18 protein-coding genes are annotated in these 17,360 nt (G+C 60.9%); 8 read left to right on the top strand and 10 right to left on the bottom strand.

The window, feature by feature from the left end; all coding sequences use genetic code 11:
* Nucleotides 1-4: 4 nt before the first annotated feature.
* Entirely contained in the window at nt 5-556 is a 552-nt protein-coding gene (locus tag AB4O12_RS17580; protein WP_460059256.1) for a DJ-1 family glyoxalase III, read from the bottom strand.
* Between the two features lie 67 nt (nt 557-623).
* Nucleotides 624-1,070, bottom strand: coding sequence for a DUF4879 domain-containing protein (locus tag AB4O12_RS17585; RefSeq protein WP_256811783.1), 447 nt, complete (start codon nt 1,068-1,070; stop codon nt 624-626).
* A gap of 220 nt (nt 1,071-1,290) precedes the next feature.
* Here AB4O12_RS17585 and AB4O12_RS17590 point away from each other — a divergent pair, with 220 nt between their 5' ends.
* Complete coding sequence (locus AB4O12_RS17590; RefSeq protein ID WP_460059258.1) at nt 1,291-2,586, top strand: NCS2 family permease; 1,296 nt, start codon at nt 1,291-1,293, stop codon at nt 2,584-2,586.
* Entirely contained in the window at nt 2,583-3,662 is a 1,080-nt protein-coding gene (gene trmA / locus AB4O12_RS17595) for a tRNA (uridine(54)-C5)-methyltransferase TrmA (protein ID WP_460059260.1), read from the top strand. The genes AB4O12_RS17590 and trmA overlap by 4 nt, the downstream gene beginning before the upstream one ends.
* Before the next feature lie 54 nt (nt 3,663-3,716).
* Here the strand turns inward: trmA and AB4O12_RS17600 are convergent, their stop codons facing one another.
* Together AB4O12_RS17600 and AB4O12_RS17605 are read right to left on the bottom strand one after the other, a co-directional pair.
* Entirely contained in the window at nt 3,717-4,163 is a 447-nt protein-coding gene (locus AB4O12_RS17600; RefSeq protein ID WP_236168712.1) for a DUF2442 domain-containing protein, read from the bottom strand.
* On the bottom strand, nt 4,160-4,588 hold the full coding sequence (locus tag AB4O12_RS17605) for a DUF4160 domain-containing protein (RefSeq protein ID WP_236168713.1): 429 nt from the start codon (nt 4,586-4,588) through the stop codon (nt 4,160-4,162). The genes AB4O12_RS17600 and AB4O12_RS17605 overlap by 4 nt, the downstream gene beginning before the upstream one ends.
* A gap of 326 nt (nt 4,589-4,914) precedes the next feature.
* Between AB4O12_RS17605 and aroQ the strand changes: the two genes are divergently transcribed.
* Both aroQ and AB4O12_RS17615 read left to right on the top strand, forming a co-directional pair.
* Nucleotides 4,915-5,355, top strand: a complete 441-nt coding sequence (aroQ, locus tag AB4O12_RS17610) for a type II 3-dehydroquinate dehydratase (protein WP_122603859.1) — start codon at nt 4,915-4,917, stop codon at nt 5,353-5,355.
* Nucleotides 5,356-5,360: 5 nt separating this feature from the next.
* Entirely contained in the window at nt 5,361-6,215 is an 855-nt protein-coding gene (locus AB4O12_RS17615) for a shikimate dehydrogenase (protein WP_460059263.1), read from the top strand.
* A gap of 118 nt (nt 6,216-6,333) precedes the next feature.
* Here the strand turns inward: AB4O12_RS17615 and AB4O12_RS17620 are convergent, their stop codons facing one another.
* Both AB4O12_RS17620 and quiC read right to left on the bottom strand, forming a co-directional pair.
* Nucleotides 6,334-7,011: a TetR/AcrR family transcriptional regulator gene (locus AB4O12_RS17620; protein WP_016773079.1), complete on the bottom strand. Its 678-nt coding sequence runs from the start codon at nt 7,009-7,011 to the stop codon at nt 6,334-6,336.
* A 102-nt stretch (nt 7,012-7,113) separates the two neighbouring features.
* Nucleotides 7,114-9,015 (bottom strand): 3-dehydroshikimate dehydratase QuiC, encoded by a 1,902-nt coding sequence (gene quiC, locus AB4O12_RS17625; protein WP_252878937.1) that lies wholly within the window; start codon nt 9,013-9,015, stop codon nt 7,114-7,116.
* Between the two features lie 361 nt (nt 9,016-9,376).
* On the opposite strand from quiC, the gene AB4O12_RS17630 reads away from it, so the two are divergent.
* Nucleotides 9,377-10,714: an MFS transporter gene (locus AB4O12_RS17630; protein WP_056790566.1), complete on the top strand. Its 1,338-nt coding sequence runs from the start codon at nt 9,377-9,379 to the stop codon at nt 10,712-10,714.
* Between the two features lie 132 nt (nt 10,715-10,846).
* Here AB4O12_RS17630 and AB4O12_RS17635 read toward each other — a convergent pair whose 3' ends face one another.
* Entirely contained in the window at nt 10,847-11,725 is an 879-nt protein-coding gene (locus AB4O12_RS17635) for a DMT family transporter (protein WP_041477756.1), read from the bottom strand.
* Nucleotides 11,726-12,115: 390 nt separating this feature from the next.
* Between AB4O12_RS17635 and ypfJ the strand changes: the two genes are divergently transcribed.
* Both ypfJ and AB4O12_RS17645 read left to right on the top strand, forming a co-directional pair.
* On the top strand, nt 12,116-13,000 hold the full coding sequence (gene ypfJ / locus AB4O12_RS17640) for a KPN_02809 family neutral zinc metallopeptidase (protein WP_016773076.1): 885 nt from the start codon (nt 12,116-12,118) through the stop codon (nt 12,998-13,000).
* Complete coding sequence (locus AB4O12_RS17645) at nt 13,001-13,954, top strand: alpha/beta fold hydrolase (RefSeq protein ID WP_095181875.1); 954 nt, start codon at nt 13,001-13,003, stop codon at nt 13,952-13,954. It begins immediately after the preceding gene.
* A 133-nt stretch (nt 13,955-14,087) separates the two neighbouring features.
* Here AB4O12_RS17645 and AB4O12_RS17650 read toward each other — a convergent pair whose 3' ends face one another.
* The 3 genes from AB4O12_RS17650 to AB4O12_RS17660 all read right to left on the bottom strand — a co-directional run bounded on the left by AB4O12_RS17650 (nt 14,088) and on the right by AB4O12_RS17660 (nt 16,227).
* A complete protein-coding gene (locus AB4O12_RS17650; protein ID WP_056790576.1) occupies nt 14,088-14,681 on the bottom strand; it encodes an HAD family hydrolase in 594 nt (197 codons plus the stop codon).
* A complete protein-coding gene (gene tesB, locus AB4O12_RS17655; protein ID WP_095181876.1) occupies nt 14,678-15,547 on the bottom strand; it encodes an acyl-CoA thioesterase II in 870 nt (289 codons plus the stop codon). The genes AB4O12_RS17650 and tesB overlap by 4 nt, the downstream gene beginning before the upstream one ends.
* Nucleotides 15,548-15,657: 110 nt before the next feature.
* Entirely contained in the window at nt 15,658-16,227 is a 570-nt protein-coding gene (locus AB4O12_RS17660) for a GNAT family N-acetyltransferase (RefSeq protein ID WP_024014420.1), read from the bottom strand.
* An 82-nt stretch (nt 16,228-16,309) separates the two neighbouring features.
* Here AB4O12_RS17660 and AB4O12_RS17665 point away from each other — a divergent pair, with 82 nt between their 5' ends.
* Complete coding sequence (locus tag AB4O12_RS17665; RefSeq protein WP_095181878.1) at nt 16,310-17,230, top strand: histone deacetylase family protein; 921 nt, start codon at nt 16,310-16,312, stop codon at nt 17,228-17,230.
* Nucleotides 17,231-17,360: the final 130 nt, after the last annotated feature.

A 17,360-nucleotide genomic window follows, 5' to 3' on the forward strand; every position in this document is an offset into this window, starting at 1 on the left:
TCCTTCAGGCCATCAACTCCCCCGCTACCCTCGCCCGCAACGCCTTGCCAGCAAGCTGCTCGACCAGGGTCAAGGCAAATTCCAGCGCCGCGCCCGAGCCTTGGGCGGTGATGCAGTTGCCGTCGACCACCACCGCTTGATCAACAAACGTACAGCCTGATAGTTGATGGCTGGCGCCGGGCAGGCAGGTCATGCGTCGCTGGCGCAGCACGCCTGATGCTTGCAGCGCGACAGCTGGAGCTTCGCCGATGGCGGCGAACAGGCGGCCGGCGCTGGCTTGGTCCTTGAGCAATTGCTGCAAGGGTTGATGCGCCGCCAGATGCCGGGAACCGACGGCACCGCCCGGCAGGACAATGAGGTCAAAAGTCTGTGCCAGTACATCGACCAGCATGCCGTCGGCAGTCAGCCGGGTGCCGCGCGCACAGGTCAGCATGCGTCGGCCTTCGATGCTGGCGGCGACCACTTCGAAGCCGGCGCGGCGCAGCACGTCGATCAGGGTCACGCTTTGCAAATCGTCGATGCCCTCGGCGAGGGCAATCAGGGCTCTGGAAGTCATGGGTGCTTTCCGCTGGATAGTCAGTCAAGCGTAGTCAGCTTTGTCCCACCCTGTTCGCAGACAGCCGTTACTTGATGTAAAGCTGGGTCGAAAGCGTGTTGCGCGGGGCGTTGATCGAGGTGTTGCTGAAGTTGAAGGTGCCTTCCTGTTTGCCGGCCAGATCGAAGGTATAAAGAGATCCGACGGTTTTGCTGCCGGGGGTGCATTCGGTGAGATTGCCATTATCGAAGGCGCACACCGGACCTCTGGTGCCGTTGACCTCGAAGCCATCCAGAGTCACGTGTGGCTGGTTCTGGCCATAGCCGACTTCCAGCACGAAGACTTTGATATTCGGCCCGCTGTGATTGCATTGGGTTTGCGGCTGGTTATCGGCAATATCTTCCAGGCCGCAGGACGGTGACTGCACTTTGATCACCTTCACCTCGGAGAGTGGCGGCGCCGATGCCGCGAACGCCGGAGCTGTCAGCAGCAGTGCTGCAATCCATCCGAAAATCCTGATCCAACCGTTGCGCATGCCTGCCCACTCCAAAAAATCAGCGCGCAGTATGGCGCAGTTGTCGGCTGCGCAAAACTTCGCCGACGATCGACACCAACATCCGCCAAATTCCTCACGCGGCTGGTATGATGCGCGGCTTTTTCCGGCCCACGACAATTTTCCAGGCGCTTGCGACGGTCTGTGCTTTGCTGTTGAGGTCGATACATTCACGGCGCAACGCGCGCCACGGGGAGCAGACATGCTGGAAAGGCTGTTTCAACTCAAGGCACACAACACCAACGTGCGCACCGAAATTCTTGCGGGCGTCACGACTTTCCTGGCCATGGCTTACATTCTGTTCGTCAACCCGAGCATCCTCGGCGAGACCGGCATGGACAAGGGCGCGATCTTCGTCGCCACCTGTCTGGCGGCTGCCATCGGCTCGACCGTGATGGGCCTGATCGCCAACTACCCGATCGCTCTCGCTCCGGGCATGGGCCTGAACGCCTTCTTTACCTACACCGTGGTGCTGCACATGGGCCACACCTGGCAGGTGGCGCTGGGTGCGGTGTTCATTTCCGCCGTGCTGTTCTTTCTGCTGTCGATCTTCCGCATCCGTGAATGGATCATCAACGCCATTCCGCTGCCGCTGCGCTCGGCGATTGCCGCCGGTATCGGCCTGTTCCTGGCACTGATCGCCCTGCACAATGCCGGCATCGTGGTCAGCAACCCGGCGACCATGGTCGGCCTCGGCGATCTGACCAAACCGGCACCGATTCTGGCCACCGTCGGCTTTGCCGTGATCGTCGCCCTCGAAGCGCTGAAAGTGCGCGGCGCGGTGCTGATCGGCATTCTGGCAGTGACCATCGCCTCGATCGTACTGAACGTCACCGACTTCGGCGGCATCATGTCAATGCCGCCGTCGCTGGCGCCAACCTTCCTGCAACTGGACATCAAAGGCGCACTGGACATCGGTCTGGTCAGCGTGATTTTCGCCTTCCTGTTCGTCGACCTGTTCGACAACTCCGGGACCCTGATCGGCGTCGCCAAGCGCGCCGGCCTGATGGGCAAGGACGGCCACATGCCGAAAATGGGCCGCGCGCTGATCGCCGACAGCACGGCGGCCATGGCCGGCTCGCTGCTGGGTACTTCGACCACGACCAGTTACATCGAATCCGCTGCCGGCGTCAGTGCCGGTGGCCGCACGGGCCTGACCGCCATCGTCGTGGCGATCCTGTTTCTGCTGGCGCTGTTCTTCTCGCCACTGGCGGCCAGCGTTCCGGCATTCGCCACCGCACCAGCGCTGCTGTTCGTCGCCGTGCTGATGACTTCCGGCCTGGCGGAAATAGACTGGGACGACATCACCGTGGCTGCGCCGGTTGTGGTCACAGCACTGGCGATGCCGTTCACCTATTCGATCGCCAATGGCATCGCTTTCGGCTTCATCGCCTGGACCGCCATCAAGCTGCTGTCCGGCCGCGCCCGTGAGCTGAACCCGGCACTGGTGATTCTGTCGATTCTGTTTGTGATCAAGTTGGGTTGGTTCAACGCATGAGTTTCGATTCCCAAGCCTACGCCGAACAACTCGAAGCCAAGGTCACGCGCTTGCGTGATCTGCTGGCACCGTTCGATGCACCTGCGCCGACGGTGTTTGACTCGCCTCTGCAGAACTTCCGCCTGCGCGCCGAATTCCGCCTGTGGCGCGAGGGCGGCGAACGCCACTACGCGATGTTCTCTCAGGACGACAAACGCACACCGATCCTTATCGAAGAATTCCCGATTGCCAGCCTGCGCATCAACCAGTTGATGCCGCAGTTGAAGGCCGCGTGGCAAGCCAGTTCGGCGCTGAGCCACAAGCTGTTCCAAGTCGAATTTCTGACCACGCTGGCCGGCGACGCGATGATCACCCTGTGCTATCACCGTCCGCTGGACGAGCACTGGCATGCGGCAGCAACGAAGCTGTCGGCAGATCTCGGCGTGAGCATCATCGGCCGTTCCAAAGGCAAGCGCGAAGTGCTCGGTCAGGACTATGTCGTCGAGAAACTCGAAGTCGGCGGCCGCACCTTCAGCTATCGCCAGCCCGAAGGCGCCTTCACCCAGCCCAACGGCACGGTGAACCAGAAAATGCTCAATTGGGCATACGACGCGCTGGGCGATCGCAGCGACGATCTGCTCGAGTTGTACTGCGGCAACGGCAACTTCACCCTGCCGCTGGCGACTCGCGTGCGCAAAGTGCTCGCTACCGAAATCAGCAAGACTTCGGTCAACGCGGCCCTGAGCAACCTCAGCGAAAACGCTGTGGATAACGTTACGCTGGTGCGTTTGTCCGCCGAGGAGCTGACCGAAGCGCTCAACGAAGTGCGCCCGTTCCGCCGCCTGCACGGCATCGATCTGAAGAGTTACGAATTCGGCAGCGTCTTCGTCGACCCACCACGCGCCGGCATGGACCCGGACACCTGCGAGCTGACACGACGCTTCGACAACATCCTCTACATCTCCTGCAACCCTGACACCCTGGCGGCCAACATCGCCCAGCTGCATGACACCCACCGCATTACCAAGTGCGCGATGTTTGACCAGTTCCCGTGGACCCACCACATGGAATCCGGTGTGCTGCTGACCCGGCGTTGATTGCGGGTAGCGGATACGGAAAAGCCGTCGTGATTGACGGCTTTTTTGTGGGTGCTATGGCGCGATATCAGTTTTACGTGGACGCCCGCCTTTTTTGCCATTGGCTCGCGCTGCCGCAGATTTCGCAGCGCTGCTTTGACGCCCGTTGCGCGAGGCGACGATCGACGCGGCCATGCGCATAAGTGGCGGGCTCGCTGAAATCATTCCGGCAATGGAAATATCCAGATCCTTACCCTCATGGCACAGCGCAGTGCCGGCGAAGCCGATCGTCAGGCTTGCATAATCGCCCGCTTCAAACCCCGCGAATTCGGGATACAGCTTCACCGGAAGCAAAACACCGCTGCCGTCCTCGAAACGAATGACCAAAGAGGATTCTTCGAAGCTCACTGACACGGCCTGCAAACCATTGGCCTGTCGTACTTCGCCAAGTGTGATGGCGGCATCGAGCATTTCTTCCGTCAGGGGGCGATGCACCGACGGTTTTGCCTTGATGACTTTCATAATTCGATCTCAACTCCTTCCAACTTGCCGATCAAGGACAGCAGCACCTTGTCTTCATCGGGTTCATAGCGCGCCGATCCGATCCTGTAGGTCTCGTCGGTGACTGGCTTCATCACGGGCACTTCGTTTGCTTGGCAGTCCCATATCTGATTATCGAGACAAACGGTCTTCAAGCCCGACCACCAGATCCCTCGTGCTCGACGCAGGTGCGCCGGTTGTCCAAGTGACAGACACAAGCCGTTCAGCACAGCGAGCGGTGGTCGTCGGGACAGCGGCACGACATCCCACAGATCAACTTCGTTGTGCCAGAAGCTGAACCGGAAGCGGGCATTCCAGGCACCCGCATCTACATGGGCGTGCGGTGGGCAGTGTTCGTCTCTCAACATGATGCGAATCGACATTCCTTTGTAGCTGCATATCTTCATGCTAACCCATCCGTTAGGTTAATTGATTTCCAGAGCTCGAATTTCCTTTCGAGTCCGACGACCGGTTAACACAAAGCGATGTGCCGGAGGTCACTGAAGACTAGCGGGCGTGGGGTTGGTGCTCGAGAAATGAGCCGAGAAAAACGTAAGAAAAGCTGTCGTTACGTTTTGAAATTACGCTTGGCATGATCCCCCCTGTGCGATCACCGAACGAAAATTACAGCTCTTAAAGTTGTCCAATTGACCGATGTAACCATCTAGTACATTTTATCTCCACAGGCTGAACCCTCTCGGCCAATGCCAAAAACAATAAGTGGAGTTACCCCATGCCCCCTATCGTTCTGGTGCTTAACGGCCCGAACCTGAACCTGCTCGGCACCCGCGAGCCGGCGACTTATGGTCATGAAACCCTGGCCGATATTTCTGCACTGTGTGGTCGCGCGGCTGACGAGTTCGGCCTGACCGTGGAATTTCGCCAGACCAATCATGAAGGCGAGCTGCTCGACTGGATTCACGCCGCGCGTGGTCGTTGTGCCGGGATCGTGATCAATCCGGCGGCGTGGACGCATACGTCCGTGGCGATTCGCGATGCACTGGTCGCCAGTGAATTGCCGGTGATCGAGGTGCATCTGTCCAACGTGCATGCCCGTGAGCCGTTTCGTCATCATTCATTTGTTTCCGGCATCGCCACGGCGGTGATGTGCGGGTTCGGCAGCCATGGCTACCGCCTGGCGCTGGAGCATTTCAGTCAGCGGTTGCAGAGGTAAGAACCATGTCGCGTTCCAGGGTGATACTCGCCGGGCTGATCGGCGCCGGGATTCAGGCTTCACGTACACCGGCACTGCATGAGCACGAAGGTGATGCGCAGGGCCTGCGTTATCTGTACCAGCTCATCGACCTCGATCAATTGCACCTCGACAGCACGGCCCTGCCCGACCTGCTGCAAGCGGCGGAGCGGATGAATTACACCGGACTGAACATCACTTTCCCGTGCAAACAGGCGGTCATCCCGCTGCTCGATGAGTTATCGCCGGAAGCCCGTGGCATCGGCGCGGTCAACACCGTGGTGCTGAAGGACGGCAAGCGTGTCGGCCACAACACCGATTGCCTCGGTTTCGCCGAGGGCTTTCGCCGGGGTCTGACAGACGCTGCCCGTGAACGTGTCGTCCAGATGGGCGCCGGTGGGGCTGGCGCGGCAGTGGCCCACGCGCTGCTCAGCGAAGGCGTACGGCAATTGACGATTTTTGATGTCGATCGCGAGCGCGCGGAAAGTCTGGCGAACAATCTGAATCAACATTTTGGCGCCGGTCGCGCGCAGGCCGGAGCGGATTTGCCCAGGGCGCTGGCGCAGACCGATGGTCTGGTCAACACCACGCCGATGGGCATGGCCAAGCTGCCGGGTTCACCGGTGCCGGCCGGGTTGCTGCGCAGGGAAATGTGGGTCGCGGAAATTGTGTATTTCCCGCTGGAAACCGAACTGCTGCGCGACGCCCGCGCCTTGGGCTGCCGCACCCTGGATGGCGGCAACATGGCGGTGTTTCAGGCGGTGAAGGCGTTTGAATTGTTCAGCGGCGTGGTGCCGGATGCGCAGCGCATGCTCGAGCATTTTCAGAGCATGAATGGCTGACCAACAGGGTAACTCTTGTGGGAGCGAGCCTGCTCGCGAAGGCGTCGATTCAGTCAACGAACAGGGCGACTGACACACCGCTTTCGCGAGCAGGCTCGCTCCCACAGGGGGGATCGAGTCAGGCCTTCAGGTAGCGCAACACCGATTCGCAGATCATCTCTCGGTGGCGCTGCTTGATGGTTTCGTCCGGCAGGTCGATCTGGAAGATTTCTCCCAGCGTGTGGCGGTTCGACACGCGATAGAAGCAGAACGAACTGATCAGCAGGTGCACGTCCAGCGCATCGATGCCACGCCGGAACAGACCTTCGTCCGCGCCTCGTTGCAGAATCCCGCCCAAGGTGTCGAGGATCGTGTTGTTCAGCGCCTTGATCGCATCGGAACGCTTTACGTACTCGGCGTTGTGGATGTTTTCGATGCTGACGATGCGCACGAAATCGACGTTGTGGTCATGGTGATCGAAGGTGAATTCCACCAACCGACGGATCGCCAGCTCGGGCGGCAGCTCGTCCAGGTGCAGGCGGTTTTCCGTGCTGCGGATATCGCCGTAAAGCTTCTCCAGCACCTCGACGTACAACTGCTCCTTGCTGCCGAAGTAGTAATAGATCATGCGCTTGGAGGTGTGGATGCGCTCGGCAATCGCGTCGACGCGGGCGCCGGACAAGCCCTGCTGGACGAACTCGACGATCGCCTCCTGGAGAATGTTTTCGCGGGTCTTTTCCGGGTTGTTCTTGCGACTCTTGCGCGGCACTGCGTCGGACTCGACAGCAGCGGCGGAAAGTTCTGAATTCATGGTCATCGCGGGCTCACGGCCATCACTGCACAAGCTGGCGATTATGGGCCGCGCGGGACAGTGAAGGAAGCCGCGCAGCCGGTGTTTAATCCCGCGTTTACGAATTCCCTACAACTTCGCCTGACGCACCGCACCGCTGCGGGATTTGGCCATCGCCGCCAGCCGCACCGCAACGTTGGCCGCGCCGTAGCCGGCATAGCCATTCTTGCGCTGGATGATCTCGAAGAAGAAACGCCCCTCGAACGGCTCGGTGTAGACGTGAAACAACTCGCCGCCCTGGGCGTCACGGTCGTAGAGCACGTTGTAATAGGCCAGCTCGCTGAGAAACTCATCGTCGAAATCGAAACGCGCCGCGAGGTCGTCGTAGTAATTCAGCGGGATGTCCAGCAGCGGCACACCGGCCTCTTTGGCGCGACTGACCTGGGCGAAGATGTCGTCACAATCGAAGGCGATGTGATGCACGCCGGAGCCGCGATAACTCGACAGCGCATGCGAAATGGCAGTGTTGCGGTTCTCGGAAATGTTCAGCGGCAGCCGGATCGAACTGTCGCGGCTACGCAGTGCGCGGCTCTTCACCAGACCGTACGGATCGGGCAGCACCACTTCATCGTCGGCTTCGAAATCCAGCAGGCTTTTGTAAAACAGCACCCAACTGTCGAGGCTGTCCGCCGGCAGTGCCATGGCCATGTGATCGATACGCTTGAGGCCGCCGCCGGTCTGCGCGTCCGGCAACAGATTGAAATCGGTGCCGTACACATCGGCTTCCGCATCGACCAGATAAATCAGGCTGCCGTCCGGTGCGCGCACCGCCGCCAGCTCCAGTTCATTCGGCCCGACCAGGCCGCGATAGGGCTGCCCCTTGTAAGCGACCGCGCGGGCCAGCGCACTGGCGCTGTCCTTGACCCGCACGGCCGTGGCGCACAGTGACGGGCCGTGGGCTTCGAAAAAGCTGTGGGCGAAGGAATACGGCTCGGAGTTGAGGATCAGGTTGATATCGCCCTGACGCAGCAGGCTGACACTCTTGGAGCGATGCTGCCCGGCCTTGGCGAAACCGAGGCGTTGCAGCCAGTGACTGAGCTTCGCGCCCAGCGCTTCGTCGACGGCAAATTCGAGAAATTCCACGCCGTTGTATTCGCTGGCCGGCGGCGTTTCGAAAAGAATCTCACGGTTGGCCACCGGCGCCGCTTCCTGCTCGAGACGCTGACGGGTCTTCTCTTCCAGATACAGCAGCGAGCGCAAACCGTCGGCGGCGTTGGCCCGTGGCGGCGCGGCGCGAAAGCCGTCGTTGAAGATTTCCAGCGACAGCGGCCCGGTATAACCACTCTTTATGATCGGCGCGAGGAAACCCGGCAGATCGAATTCGCCCTGCCCCGGGAAACAGCGGAAATGCCGACTCCACTCCAGCACATCCATGGCCAGGATCGGTGCGTCGGCCATTTGCACGAAGAAGATCTTGTCGCCGGGAATGTCGGCGATCGCGCTGGGATCGCCCTTCAGCGACAGGGTATGGAAGCTGTCGAGCAGCACGCCGAGGTTGGAGTGATCAGCCTGACGGACGATGTCCCAGACCTGTTGATAAGTATTGACGTGACGGCCCCACGCCAGCGCTTCGTAACCGATGCGCAAGCCACGGGCGCCGGCGCGTTCAGCCAGCAGGCGCAAATCATCGACGAGGATTTGTTGATCGCCGACACTGTCCGGCGAGGCGTTGCTGCAGACCAGCACCAGGTCGGTGCCGAGCTCCTGCATCAGATCGAATTTGCGCTCGGCACGCTCAAGGTTGCGCGCCAGGCGCTCGCGGCGGCAGCCTTCGAAGTCACGGAACGGCTGAAACAGGGTGATGGCGATCCCCAGATCGGCGCACATCTGCTTAATTTCCCGGGGACTGCCGTCGTAGTAAAGGAGGTCGTTTTCGAAAATCTCCACGCCGTCGAACCCGGCGGCGGCAATGGCTTCGAGTTTTTCCGGCAGGGTGCCGCTCAAGGAAACGGTGGCAATGGAACGCTGCATGTTTCAACTCCCGGACTGCGCCGCTTTATCTTTACTGTAGGAGCTGCCGAAGGCTGCGATCGTTTGATCTTGATTACCAAAACAGCAAAATCAAAAGATCGCAGCCTTCGGCAGCTCCTACCGGGGAATGGGTTTTTATAGTGAGGGAAATTATTGGCTGCATCCCTGCGCGCAGCAATTTAAAGTGTACTACCCGGTTAGTTTTGCGTGCGATTATCGAACACTAAGGCGATTTGGCGAATTGACGATTTTTTGTTCACTGCCCAACATCGGTTGCACATCGAGTCCGGCCACTAACCACCGGGCAAGGTGTTCGACAGAAAAGAACACCAAATAACAAATCCAAAAACGGGTGGAACACATGATTCCTTCACAGACTTCCCGCATGGCTCCGGCCATGAGCACTGCCACGGGTGGCATTGGCGACAAGATCCGCGGCGCCATGGCCGTCGGCAAGACCCGCTGGGGCATGCTGGCGCTGGTGTTTTTTGCCACCACCCTCAACTACATCGACCGCGCCGCCCTCGGCGTCATGCAGCCGATCCTCGCCAAGGAAATGAGCTGGACGGCGATGGACTACGCCAACATCAACTTCTGGTTTCAGGTCGGCTACGCGATCGGTTTTGTCCTGCAGGGACGCCTGATCGACCGGGTCGGCGTCAAGCGCGTGTTCTTCTGCGCCGTACTGCTCTGGAGCCTGGCCACTGGCGCCCATGGCCTGGCGACCTCGGCAGTCGGCTTCATGGTCTGCCGCTTCATCCTCGGCCTGACGGAAGCGGCCAACTACCCGGCCTGTGTGAAAACCACGCGCCTGTGGTTCCCGGCCGGTGAACGCGCTGTCGCTACCGGCATCTTCAACGCCGGCACCAACGTCGGCGCGATGTTCACGCCGATGCTGCTGCCACTGGTCCTGCATGTGTGGGGCTGGCAAGCGGCGTTCCTGTGCATGGCGGCACTCGGCGGCATCTGGCTGCTGTTCTGGGGCTTGAAGTATTTCAATCCGGAAGATCACCCGACGGTGAAGCAGTCGGAACTCGATTACATCCAGCAGCAAGTCGAACCGGAACAGGCCCGCGTGCCGTTCAGCAAGATCCTGCGCATGCGCGGCACTTGGGCCTTCGCCCTCGCCTACTCGCTGACCGCGCCGGTGTTCTGGTTCTATCTGTACTGGCTGCCGCCGTTTCTCAATCAGCAATACAACCTCGGCATCAACGTGACGCAGATGGGTATTCCGCTGATCATCATCTACGTCACGGCTGACTTCGGCAGTGTCGGCGGCGGGATTCTGTCCTCGTTCCTGATCGGTCGCGGGATGAACTCGATCAAGGCGCGGCTGCTGTCGATGTTGCTGTTTGCCTGCTGCATCATCGGCGTGGTGATGGCCGCCGGTTCGGCGAATCTGTGGGTGGCGGTGGCGGCGATCTCGCTGGCGATCGGCGCGCATCAGGCCTGGACTGCGAACATCTGGAGCCTGGTGATGGACTACACGCCCAAGCACATGATGAGCACGGTGTTCGGCTTCGGCGGCATGTGCGCGGCGATCGGCGGGATGTTCATGACCCAGATCGTCGGCCACATCCTCACCGTTACCAACAACAACTACACGGTGCTGTTCACGCTGATTCCGGCGATGTACTTCCTCGCACTGACGTGGATGTACTTCATGGCACCGCGCAAGATTCCGACCATTACCGAATAACCTGCCTGCATACATCCCATTGTGGGAGCGAGCCTGCTCGCGAAGGCGTCAAGTCAGCCACTGAACAGGGTGACTGACACACCGCTTTCGCGAGCAGGCTCGCTCCCACAAGTTGTACCGGGATTCCGCTCTTCAGCGCCGGCTCTGCTGCCACGCTGCCGCCAATCCGCTGCAACAGATCACCGCAATACCGATCACCGTCAACCCGCTCGGTGTGTGATTGAACAGCAGCCAGCCCAACAACCCGGCAAAGACGATCTGGCAATAGCCGAACGGCGCCAGCAAGGCTGGTGCAGCGTGACGGAAGGCCTGAGTCAGGAACAGATGCGCCGTCATCCCGCAACTGCCCAGCGCCAGCATCAGCGCGGCATGAGGCAACGTCGGCACCTGCCAGAAGAACGGCACCAGCGCGCTCATCACCAGGGTATTGCACAGCCCGGCGAAGAAGTTGCTGGTGGTCGGGCTGTCCACTTCGGCGAGCTTGCGCGTCAGCAATTGGTAGAAGCAGAAGAACAGCGCCGAGCAGAACGGCAGCAGGATTGCCGGGGTGAACAGTTCGCCGCCCGGGTGGACGATGATCAGCACGCCGATGAAGCCGCAGATCACCGCGATCCACTGCCCGCGCGTCACTCGTTCCTTGAGCAGCGGCACCGATAACGCCGTCACCAGTACCGGCGCGAGAAAGTTGACCGCCGTGGCTTCCGCCAGCGGGATGTACAGCAGCGCCGTGGTGAAAAACAGGCTGGTGCCGAGCAGACACAGGGCACGGGCGAGCTGCCATAACGGTTTTTTGGTGCGCAGAACGCGCAAACCGGACTGCGGCAGGAAAATCCCCGCCATCAACAAGGTGTGCACCACATAGCGCGCCCACACCACCATCACGATCGGATAAAAACCGGAGAGGTATTTCGACAACGCGTCGTGGCTGGAAAACAGGAACGTCGCCACGACAATCAGCAAGATCCCCTTGAAGGGCTGGTTGACACCGGAGAGCGGGGTGCTGACGGTCATTGGCAATCTCTGAAAAAATACCCGGGCGAGCGTTCGCGCTGGCGGCAATCGGTGTGGCAATCATAGTCGGCAGAGCTTTCAGCAACCGCACAGATTGCACTCTTCTTCGCCGGGAAACCGCCGTTAAGCAAAACCTCGAGGCAAGATTCCCGCCACTTCGGCGCCCGGCCAGTGTGCAACATCACAGACTGCCGTCGAAACAGCGGGTTCATGAATCGGCAGAAGAAATTCCACTCGGGATTGAATTCACGGCCCGCTCGACCGTCAATACCAGGCCCGCACCATGTGGGCGCGTGTGCATGGACGGACGACCGGACTGGCGCCACACTCACACAGCGGCAACACTCATCACCAGCAGATTCATCACCGGCAATAAAAGAGGATTCCCACATGCTATGGAAAAAAGGCCGACGCAGTGACAACGTGGTCGACGCCCGGGGTGATGATGCCGGCGGTGGCGGCGGCATGCGCTTCGGTGGCGGCAAGGGTCTGAGCCTGACGGCCATCGTGCTGATCGTCGGCATCGGCTGGCTCACCGGCCAGGACCCGATGCAGATCCTCGGCCAGTTGACCGGCCAGATGGAACAACCGGCGCCCACCTCGCAAACCCGTCAGGCGCCACCGGCCAATGATGAACAGGCCGAATTCGTCCGCTCGATTCTCGGCGACACCGAAGACACCTGGGGTCCGATCTTCCAGCAGGCCGGACGCCAATACAAAGACCCGACACTGGTGCTGTTCAGCAATCGGGTGAACTCCGCGTGCGGCATGGCCACTTCTGCCACCGGCCCGTTCTATTGCCCGGCAGACCAGAAGGTCTATCTGGACATGGCGTTCTTTCAGGAAATGTCGCAGCGCTTCAAAGCCGCCGGCGATTTCGCTCAGGCTTACGTGATTGCGCACGAAGTCGGCCACCATGTGCAGACGCTGCTGGGCGTCTCGGCGAAGATGCAGGCGGCGCGTCAGCAAGGCCGGCAGATGGAAGGCGACGGCGGCTTGCTGGTTCGCCAGGAATTGCAGGCCGACTGTCTTGCCGGCGTCTGGGCGTATAACGCGCAGAAACGCCTGAACTGGCTGGAACCCGGCGACATCGAAGAAGCCTTGAACGCCGCCAACGCCATCGGCGATGATCGCTTGCAGCAACAGGGCCAGGGCCGTGTGGTCCCGGACTCGTTTACCCACGGTACGTCAGCGCAAAGGGTGCGCTGGTTCAAAACCGGATTCGCGCAAGGCCAGGTAAGCCAGTGCGACACCTTCGCGGCGAAAACCCTGTAAATGCATAAATGGCTCGTGGCGTTATTGTTCATCGTCGGCACCGCGCAAGCGGCCGGCGTCGATGCGATCAGCCCCGGTCGCCTGCAACTCAAGGCCGGGGAAATGGCAGTGGGCATCGGCCCGGCACCGGAGAAGATCGAGCGGGTGCTGATCGTCATTCACGGTCGCCTGCGCAACGCCGAGACCTACCGCAAAAGCGCGGAAAGCGCCGCCGAACTCGCCGGGCAGACCGCGCACACGCTGGTGATCGCTCCGCAGTTTCTCAATGAAAGCGACGTCACCCTGTACTCCTTGCCGCCAACGGTGCTGCGCTGGCAGGGCAACGAGTGGATGGGCGGCGGCTTGTCCAGCGGGCCAAATCCGCTGAGCTCCTACGCGGCGCTGGATGAAATCGTCGCGCGGGTCAGCGATCGCAAACAGTTTCCGGACGTGAAGCAGATCGTGATCTTCGGCCACTCCGGTGGGGGTCAGGTGGTGCAGCGTTACGCCCTGCTGGCCAAGGATCAGCCAGCGCTCAAGGCCAACGGCATTCGCTTGCGCTATGTAGTGGCCAATCCTTCTTCTTATGCGTACTTCAACGAGCAGCGGCCAGTGGCGTTCGACCACGCACAATGCCCGGGCTTCAATCGCTGGAAGTACGGCCTGGCGGACATGCCGGTGTATGCCGGCGGGCAAACGCCGTTGCAGGTCGAGAGCGCTTACGTCAAACGCGAGGTGATTTATCTGCTCGGGCAGCAGGACGTCGACCCGGAACATCCGGCGCTGGACAAGAGCTGCGCGGCCGAGGCGCAAGGGGCTTACCGCTTGATGCGCGGAAAAATGTATTTCGGCTACTTACTGCGCCGGCATCCCGAGGGGGTCAATCAGCGGCTGATTGAAGTGCCTGGGGTCGGGCATGACGGGGATGGCATGCTGACGTCGGCGGAGGGGCAGAAGGCTTTGTTTGATCAGTGAGTTTTCTAATGAATCCACCGGCCCCTTCGCGAGCAGGCTCGCTCCCACATTTGGAATAAATGCCACACTCGGAATGCATTCCCCTGTGGGAGCGAGCCTGCTCGCGAAGGCGTCCGATCAGACAACAACGATCTCAGGCCTGCAGCATCCGCCGCAACTCGACACAATCCTTCGCATGCCAATCGGTCAACTCCGGCCACGGGTTATCCGGCAGGTTCACCAACACCGTCCGCGCCCCCGCTGCTCGACCGCAATCCAGATCAAAGCGGTAATCGCCGACCATCACCATGTCACTGGCCGGCACTTGCCAGGCCTCGGCCAGTTTCAGCAAACCGCCCGGATGCGGCTTCGGCGGTGCTTCGTCGCGACCCAGCACATCCTCGACCGCGAAGCAGTCGGCCAGGCCGATCGCCTCCAGCGTCACGTGCGCCAGCTCCCGCGCATTGCGCGTGAGAATGCCGAGGCGATAACCGCGCGCATGCAGGTCGCGCACCAGCTCTACCGCGCCGGTGGCCGGGGTCGAGCCCAGCGCCAGATCGCGTTCATGCTCGAGCAACCAGGCATGCTTGGCCGCTGCTTCATCCGCTGGCAATGCAGCGAGGTGGGTGAGGATGTCATCCTCCGGCGGAATCGCCAGTGCCACCCGAATCGCCGCGAAATCATGCACGGCGACAGTCAGCGTGCCGTCCATGTCGAACACCCAATGACGAACCTCGGTCAGGCTCATGCCCAGTCCTTGCGATGGCGGATCAGACCTTCCTGAGTCACCGAAGCGACCAGTTGCCCGGCACGGTTGAACACGCTGCCACGGGAAAAACCACGGGAGTTGCCGGCCCACGGGCTGTCCATCGCGTAGAGCAACCAGTCATCGGCGCGCAGATCATTGTGGAACCACAGCGCGTGATCAAGGCTGGCGACCTGCATGTCCTTCTGCCAGACCGACTTGCCGTGGGGCAGCATCGACGTGGTCAGCAGGCCGAAGTCCGAGGCATACGCCAGCAGGTATTTGTGCAGCGCCGGGATGTCGGCCAAGGCGCCGTCGGCGCGGAACCACACGTACTTCAGCGGATCGGCCGGTTGCGGGTTGTACGGGTCTTTTTCGGTAACCGGGCGTACTTCGATCGGTTTCGGACACAGCAGTTTTTCACGCATGTGCTCGGGAATCAGGTGCGCTCGCTGCTGGATCAGTTCCAGTTCCGAGGGCAGGTTTTCCGGGCCGACCACCACGGGCATCTGGCCCTGATGCTCGAAGCCTTTTTCGTCGTACTGGAACGAAGCGCTGCACGTGAAGATCGGGTGGCCCTTCTGAATCGCCGTCACGCGGCGGGTGCTGAAGCTGCCGCCATCACGCACGCGATCAACCGAATAGACCACCGGCAACTTGGCATCGCCCGGGCGCAGGAAATAACCGTGCAGCGAGTGCACGTGGCGCGCTTCTTCCACCGTCTGACTGGCCGCCGACAGCGACTGGCCGAGCACCTGACCACCGAACAACTGGCGGAACCCCAGATCCTGGCTGCGGCCACGGAACAGGTTTTCTTCGATCGGTTCCAGGGTCAGCAGATCGACCAGATCTTCCAGCACTTGGCTCATTAGGCACTCCTCACACAAAGCAATGGCCGCGCAGTCTTGGCTGCGGCGGACGATTCAGGTTCTGGCACGGGCCAAATACGATGGCGGCCATTGTAAACGTCCGTGTCGGCTTATTCATGCAAGGTTTGCAGCCATTGTTCGCGGCTGATGCGATACAGAACATGGCGGCGCAACGGGTGATCGAGCGCAAGCTTGGGGTGATCGAAATCATCCTGTGGATCGTGATGCATGCCGATCGCTTGCATGACCTTCTCCGACTGCGCATTCTGCCCGGCGGTAAACGAGACGATTTCCTCCAGCTTCAACTGGTCGAAACCCGCGCGCAGTGCGGTCCACGCCGCTTCGCTGGCGTAACCCAGGCCCCAGTGTTCCTTGGCCAGACGCCAGCCGATCTCCACCGCCGGGGTAAACGGCGCATCGAAGCCGACCACGCCCAACCCGGTGAAACCGATGAACTCGCCCGTGTCCTTGCGCTCCAGCGCCCACAGGCCAAAGCCATGCTCGGCAAAATGTCCGCGCACGCGGCCGATCAATGCGGCACTTTCGAGCCGGGTCAACGGTGCCGGAAAGTAGCGCATCACCTGCGGATCGGCGCACATCGCGGCGAATGCCGGCAAATCCTCGTCCTGCCATTGACGCATCAATAACCGCGCGCTTTGCAGCTCCAGTATCGGCTCCATCGTCCCCTCCATTTCCATGCCGTTGAGTCTACATCGCTGGTAGGATCGTTCATTCTTTCCCAGGTTCTGCGCGAAACAAGCCATGCCTCTGCCGTTGATCTATCACGAAGACTACAGCCCTGAGTTTCCTGCGGAGCACCGCTTCCCCATGGACAAGTTTCGTCTGTTGCGCGATCACCTGGTCGACAGCGGCCTGACCCGCGACGCCGACCTGCTGCGCCCGCAGATCTGCCCCAACGACATCCTCGCCCTCGCCCATGACCGCAGCTATATCGAACGCTACATGAGCGGCGAGTTGTCCCGCGAAGACCAACGGCGCCTCGGCCTGCCGTGGAACGAAGCGCTGGCGCGACGCACCGTGCGTGCAGTGGGCGGTTCGATCCTCGCGGCAGAGCAAGCCCTTGAGCATGGTCTGGCCTGTCATCTGGCCGGCGGCACCCATCACGCTCACTACGATTACCCTGCCGGCTTCTGCATCTTCAATGACCTGGCGATCATCAGCCAGTACCTGTTGCAGAGCGGCCGGGTCAATCGCGTGCTGATCTTCGATTGCGACGTGCATCAGGGCGACGGCACCGCGCGGATTCTCCACGACACGCCGGAGGCGATTACCGTTTCCCTGCACTGCGAGAAGAATTTTCCCGCACGCAAAGCCGAAAGTGACTGGGACATCCCGCTGCCCAAAGGCATGGGCGATGCCGACTATCTGCAGGTGGTCGATGACACGCTCAATTACCTGCTGCCGCTGTATCAACCGGATCTGGTGCTCTACGACGCTGGCGTTGATGTGCACAAGGACGATGCCCTCGGTTATCTGCAACTGACCGACGACGGGGTGGCCGAGCGCGATGAACGGGTGATGCGCCATTGTCTGGGCCGCGACATCCCGGTGGTCGGGGTGATCGGCGGCGGCTATAGCAAGGATCGCCACGCCCTCGCCCGCCGCCACGGCATCCTCCATCACAGCGCGCAACGAGTGTGGGATTCACACGGCTGTCATTGAAACGTGCTGCGTTACCCACAATCGCTGTGGAACTGGCTGTGGATAACCTGAGTGAAAGGGACTGCAGGCCATGCTGGGCAAGGCGCCCAGCGCACTGTTTGTTTTTTAACCAGCCTCGAAATACACCGCA

It is taken from the genome of Pseudomonas sp. S2_A05, from assembly GCF_054668485.1.

What these genes read in the sequence shown, in the direction of transcription:
- AB4O12_RS17580 (WP_460059256.1), bottom strand. Translation starts at nt 556, where the DNA reads ATGACTTCCAGAGCCCTGATTGCCCTCGCCGAGGGCATCGACGATTTG.
- AB4O12_RS17585 (WP_256811783.1), bottom strand. Translation starts at nt 1,070, where the DNA reads ATGCGCAACGGTTGGATCAGGATTTTCGGATGGATTGCAGCACTGCTG.
- AB4O12_RS17590 (WP_460059258.1), top strand. Translation starts at nt 1,291, where the DNA reads ATGCTGGAAAGGCTGTTTCAACTCAAGGCACACAACACCAACGTGCGC.
- trmA (WP_460059260.1), top strand. Translation starts at nt 2,583, where the DNA reads ATGAGTTTCGATTCCCAAGCCTACGCCGAACAACTCGAAGCCAAGGTC.
- AB4O12_RS17600 (WP_236168712.1), bottom strand. Translation starts at nt 4,163, where the DNA reads ATGAAAGTCATCAAGGCAAAACCGTCGGTGCATCGCCCCCTGACGGAA.
- AB4O12_RS17605 (WP_236168713.1), bottom strand. Translation starts at nt 4,588, where the DNA reads ATGAAGATATGCAGCTACAAAGGAATGTCGATTCGCATCATGTTGAGA.
- aroQ (WP_122603859.1), top strand. Translation starts at nt 4,915, where the DNA reads ATGCCCCCTATCGTTCTGGTGCTTAACGGCCCGAACCTGAACCTGCTC.
- AB4O12_RS17615 (WP_460059263.1), top strand. Translation starts at nt 5,361, where the DNA reads ATGTCGCGTTCCAGGGTGATACTCGCCGGGCTGATCGGCGCCGGGATT.
- AB4O12_RS17620 (WP_016773079.1), bottom strand. Translation starts at nt 7,011, where the DNA reads ATGACCATGAATTCAGAACTTTCCGCCGCTGCTGTCGAGTCCGACGCA.
- quiC (WP_252878937.1), bottom strand. Translation starts at nt 9,015, where the DNA reads ATGCAGCGTTCCATTGCCACCGTTTCCTTGAGCGGCACCCTGCCGGAA.
- AB4O12_RS17630 (WP_056790566.1), top strand. Translation starts at nt 9,377, where the DNA reads ATGATTCCTTCACAGACTTCCCGCATGGCTCCGGCCATGAGCACTGCC.
- AB4O12_RS17635 (WP_041477756.1), bottom strand. Translation starts at nt 11,725, where the DNA reads ATGACCGTCAGCACCCCGCTCTCCGGTGTCAACCAGCCCTTCAAGGGG.
- ypfJ (WP_016773076.1), top strand. Translation starts at nt 12,116, where the DNA reads ATGCTATGGAAAAAAGGCCGACGCAGTGACAACGTGGTCGACGCCCGG.
- AB4O12_RS17645 (WP_095181875.1), top strand. Translation starts at nt 13,001, where the DNA reads ATGCATAAATGGCTCGTGGCGTTATTGTTCATCGTCGGCACCGCGCAA.
- AB4O12_RS17650 (WP_056790576.1), bottom strand. Translation starts at nt 14,681, where the DNA reads ATGAGCCTGACCGAGGTTCGTCATTGGGTGTTCGACATGGACGGCACG.
- tesB (WP_095181876.1), bottom strand. Translation starts at nt 15,547, where the DNA reads ATGAGCCAAGTGCTGGAAGATCTGGTCGATCTGCTGACCCTGGAACCG.
- AB4O12_RS17660 (WP_024014420.1), bottom strand. Translation starts at nt 16,227, where the DNA reads ATGGAGCCGATACTGGAGCTGCAAAGCGCGCGGTTATTGATGCGTCAA.
- AB4O12_RS17665 (WP_095181878.1), top strand. Translation starts at nt 16,310, where the DNA reads ATGCCTCTGCCGTTGATCTATCACGAAGACTACAGCCCTGAGTTTCCT.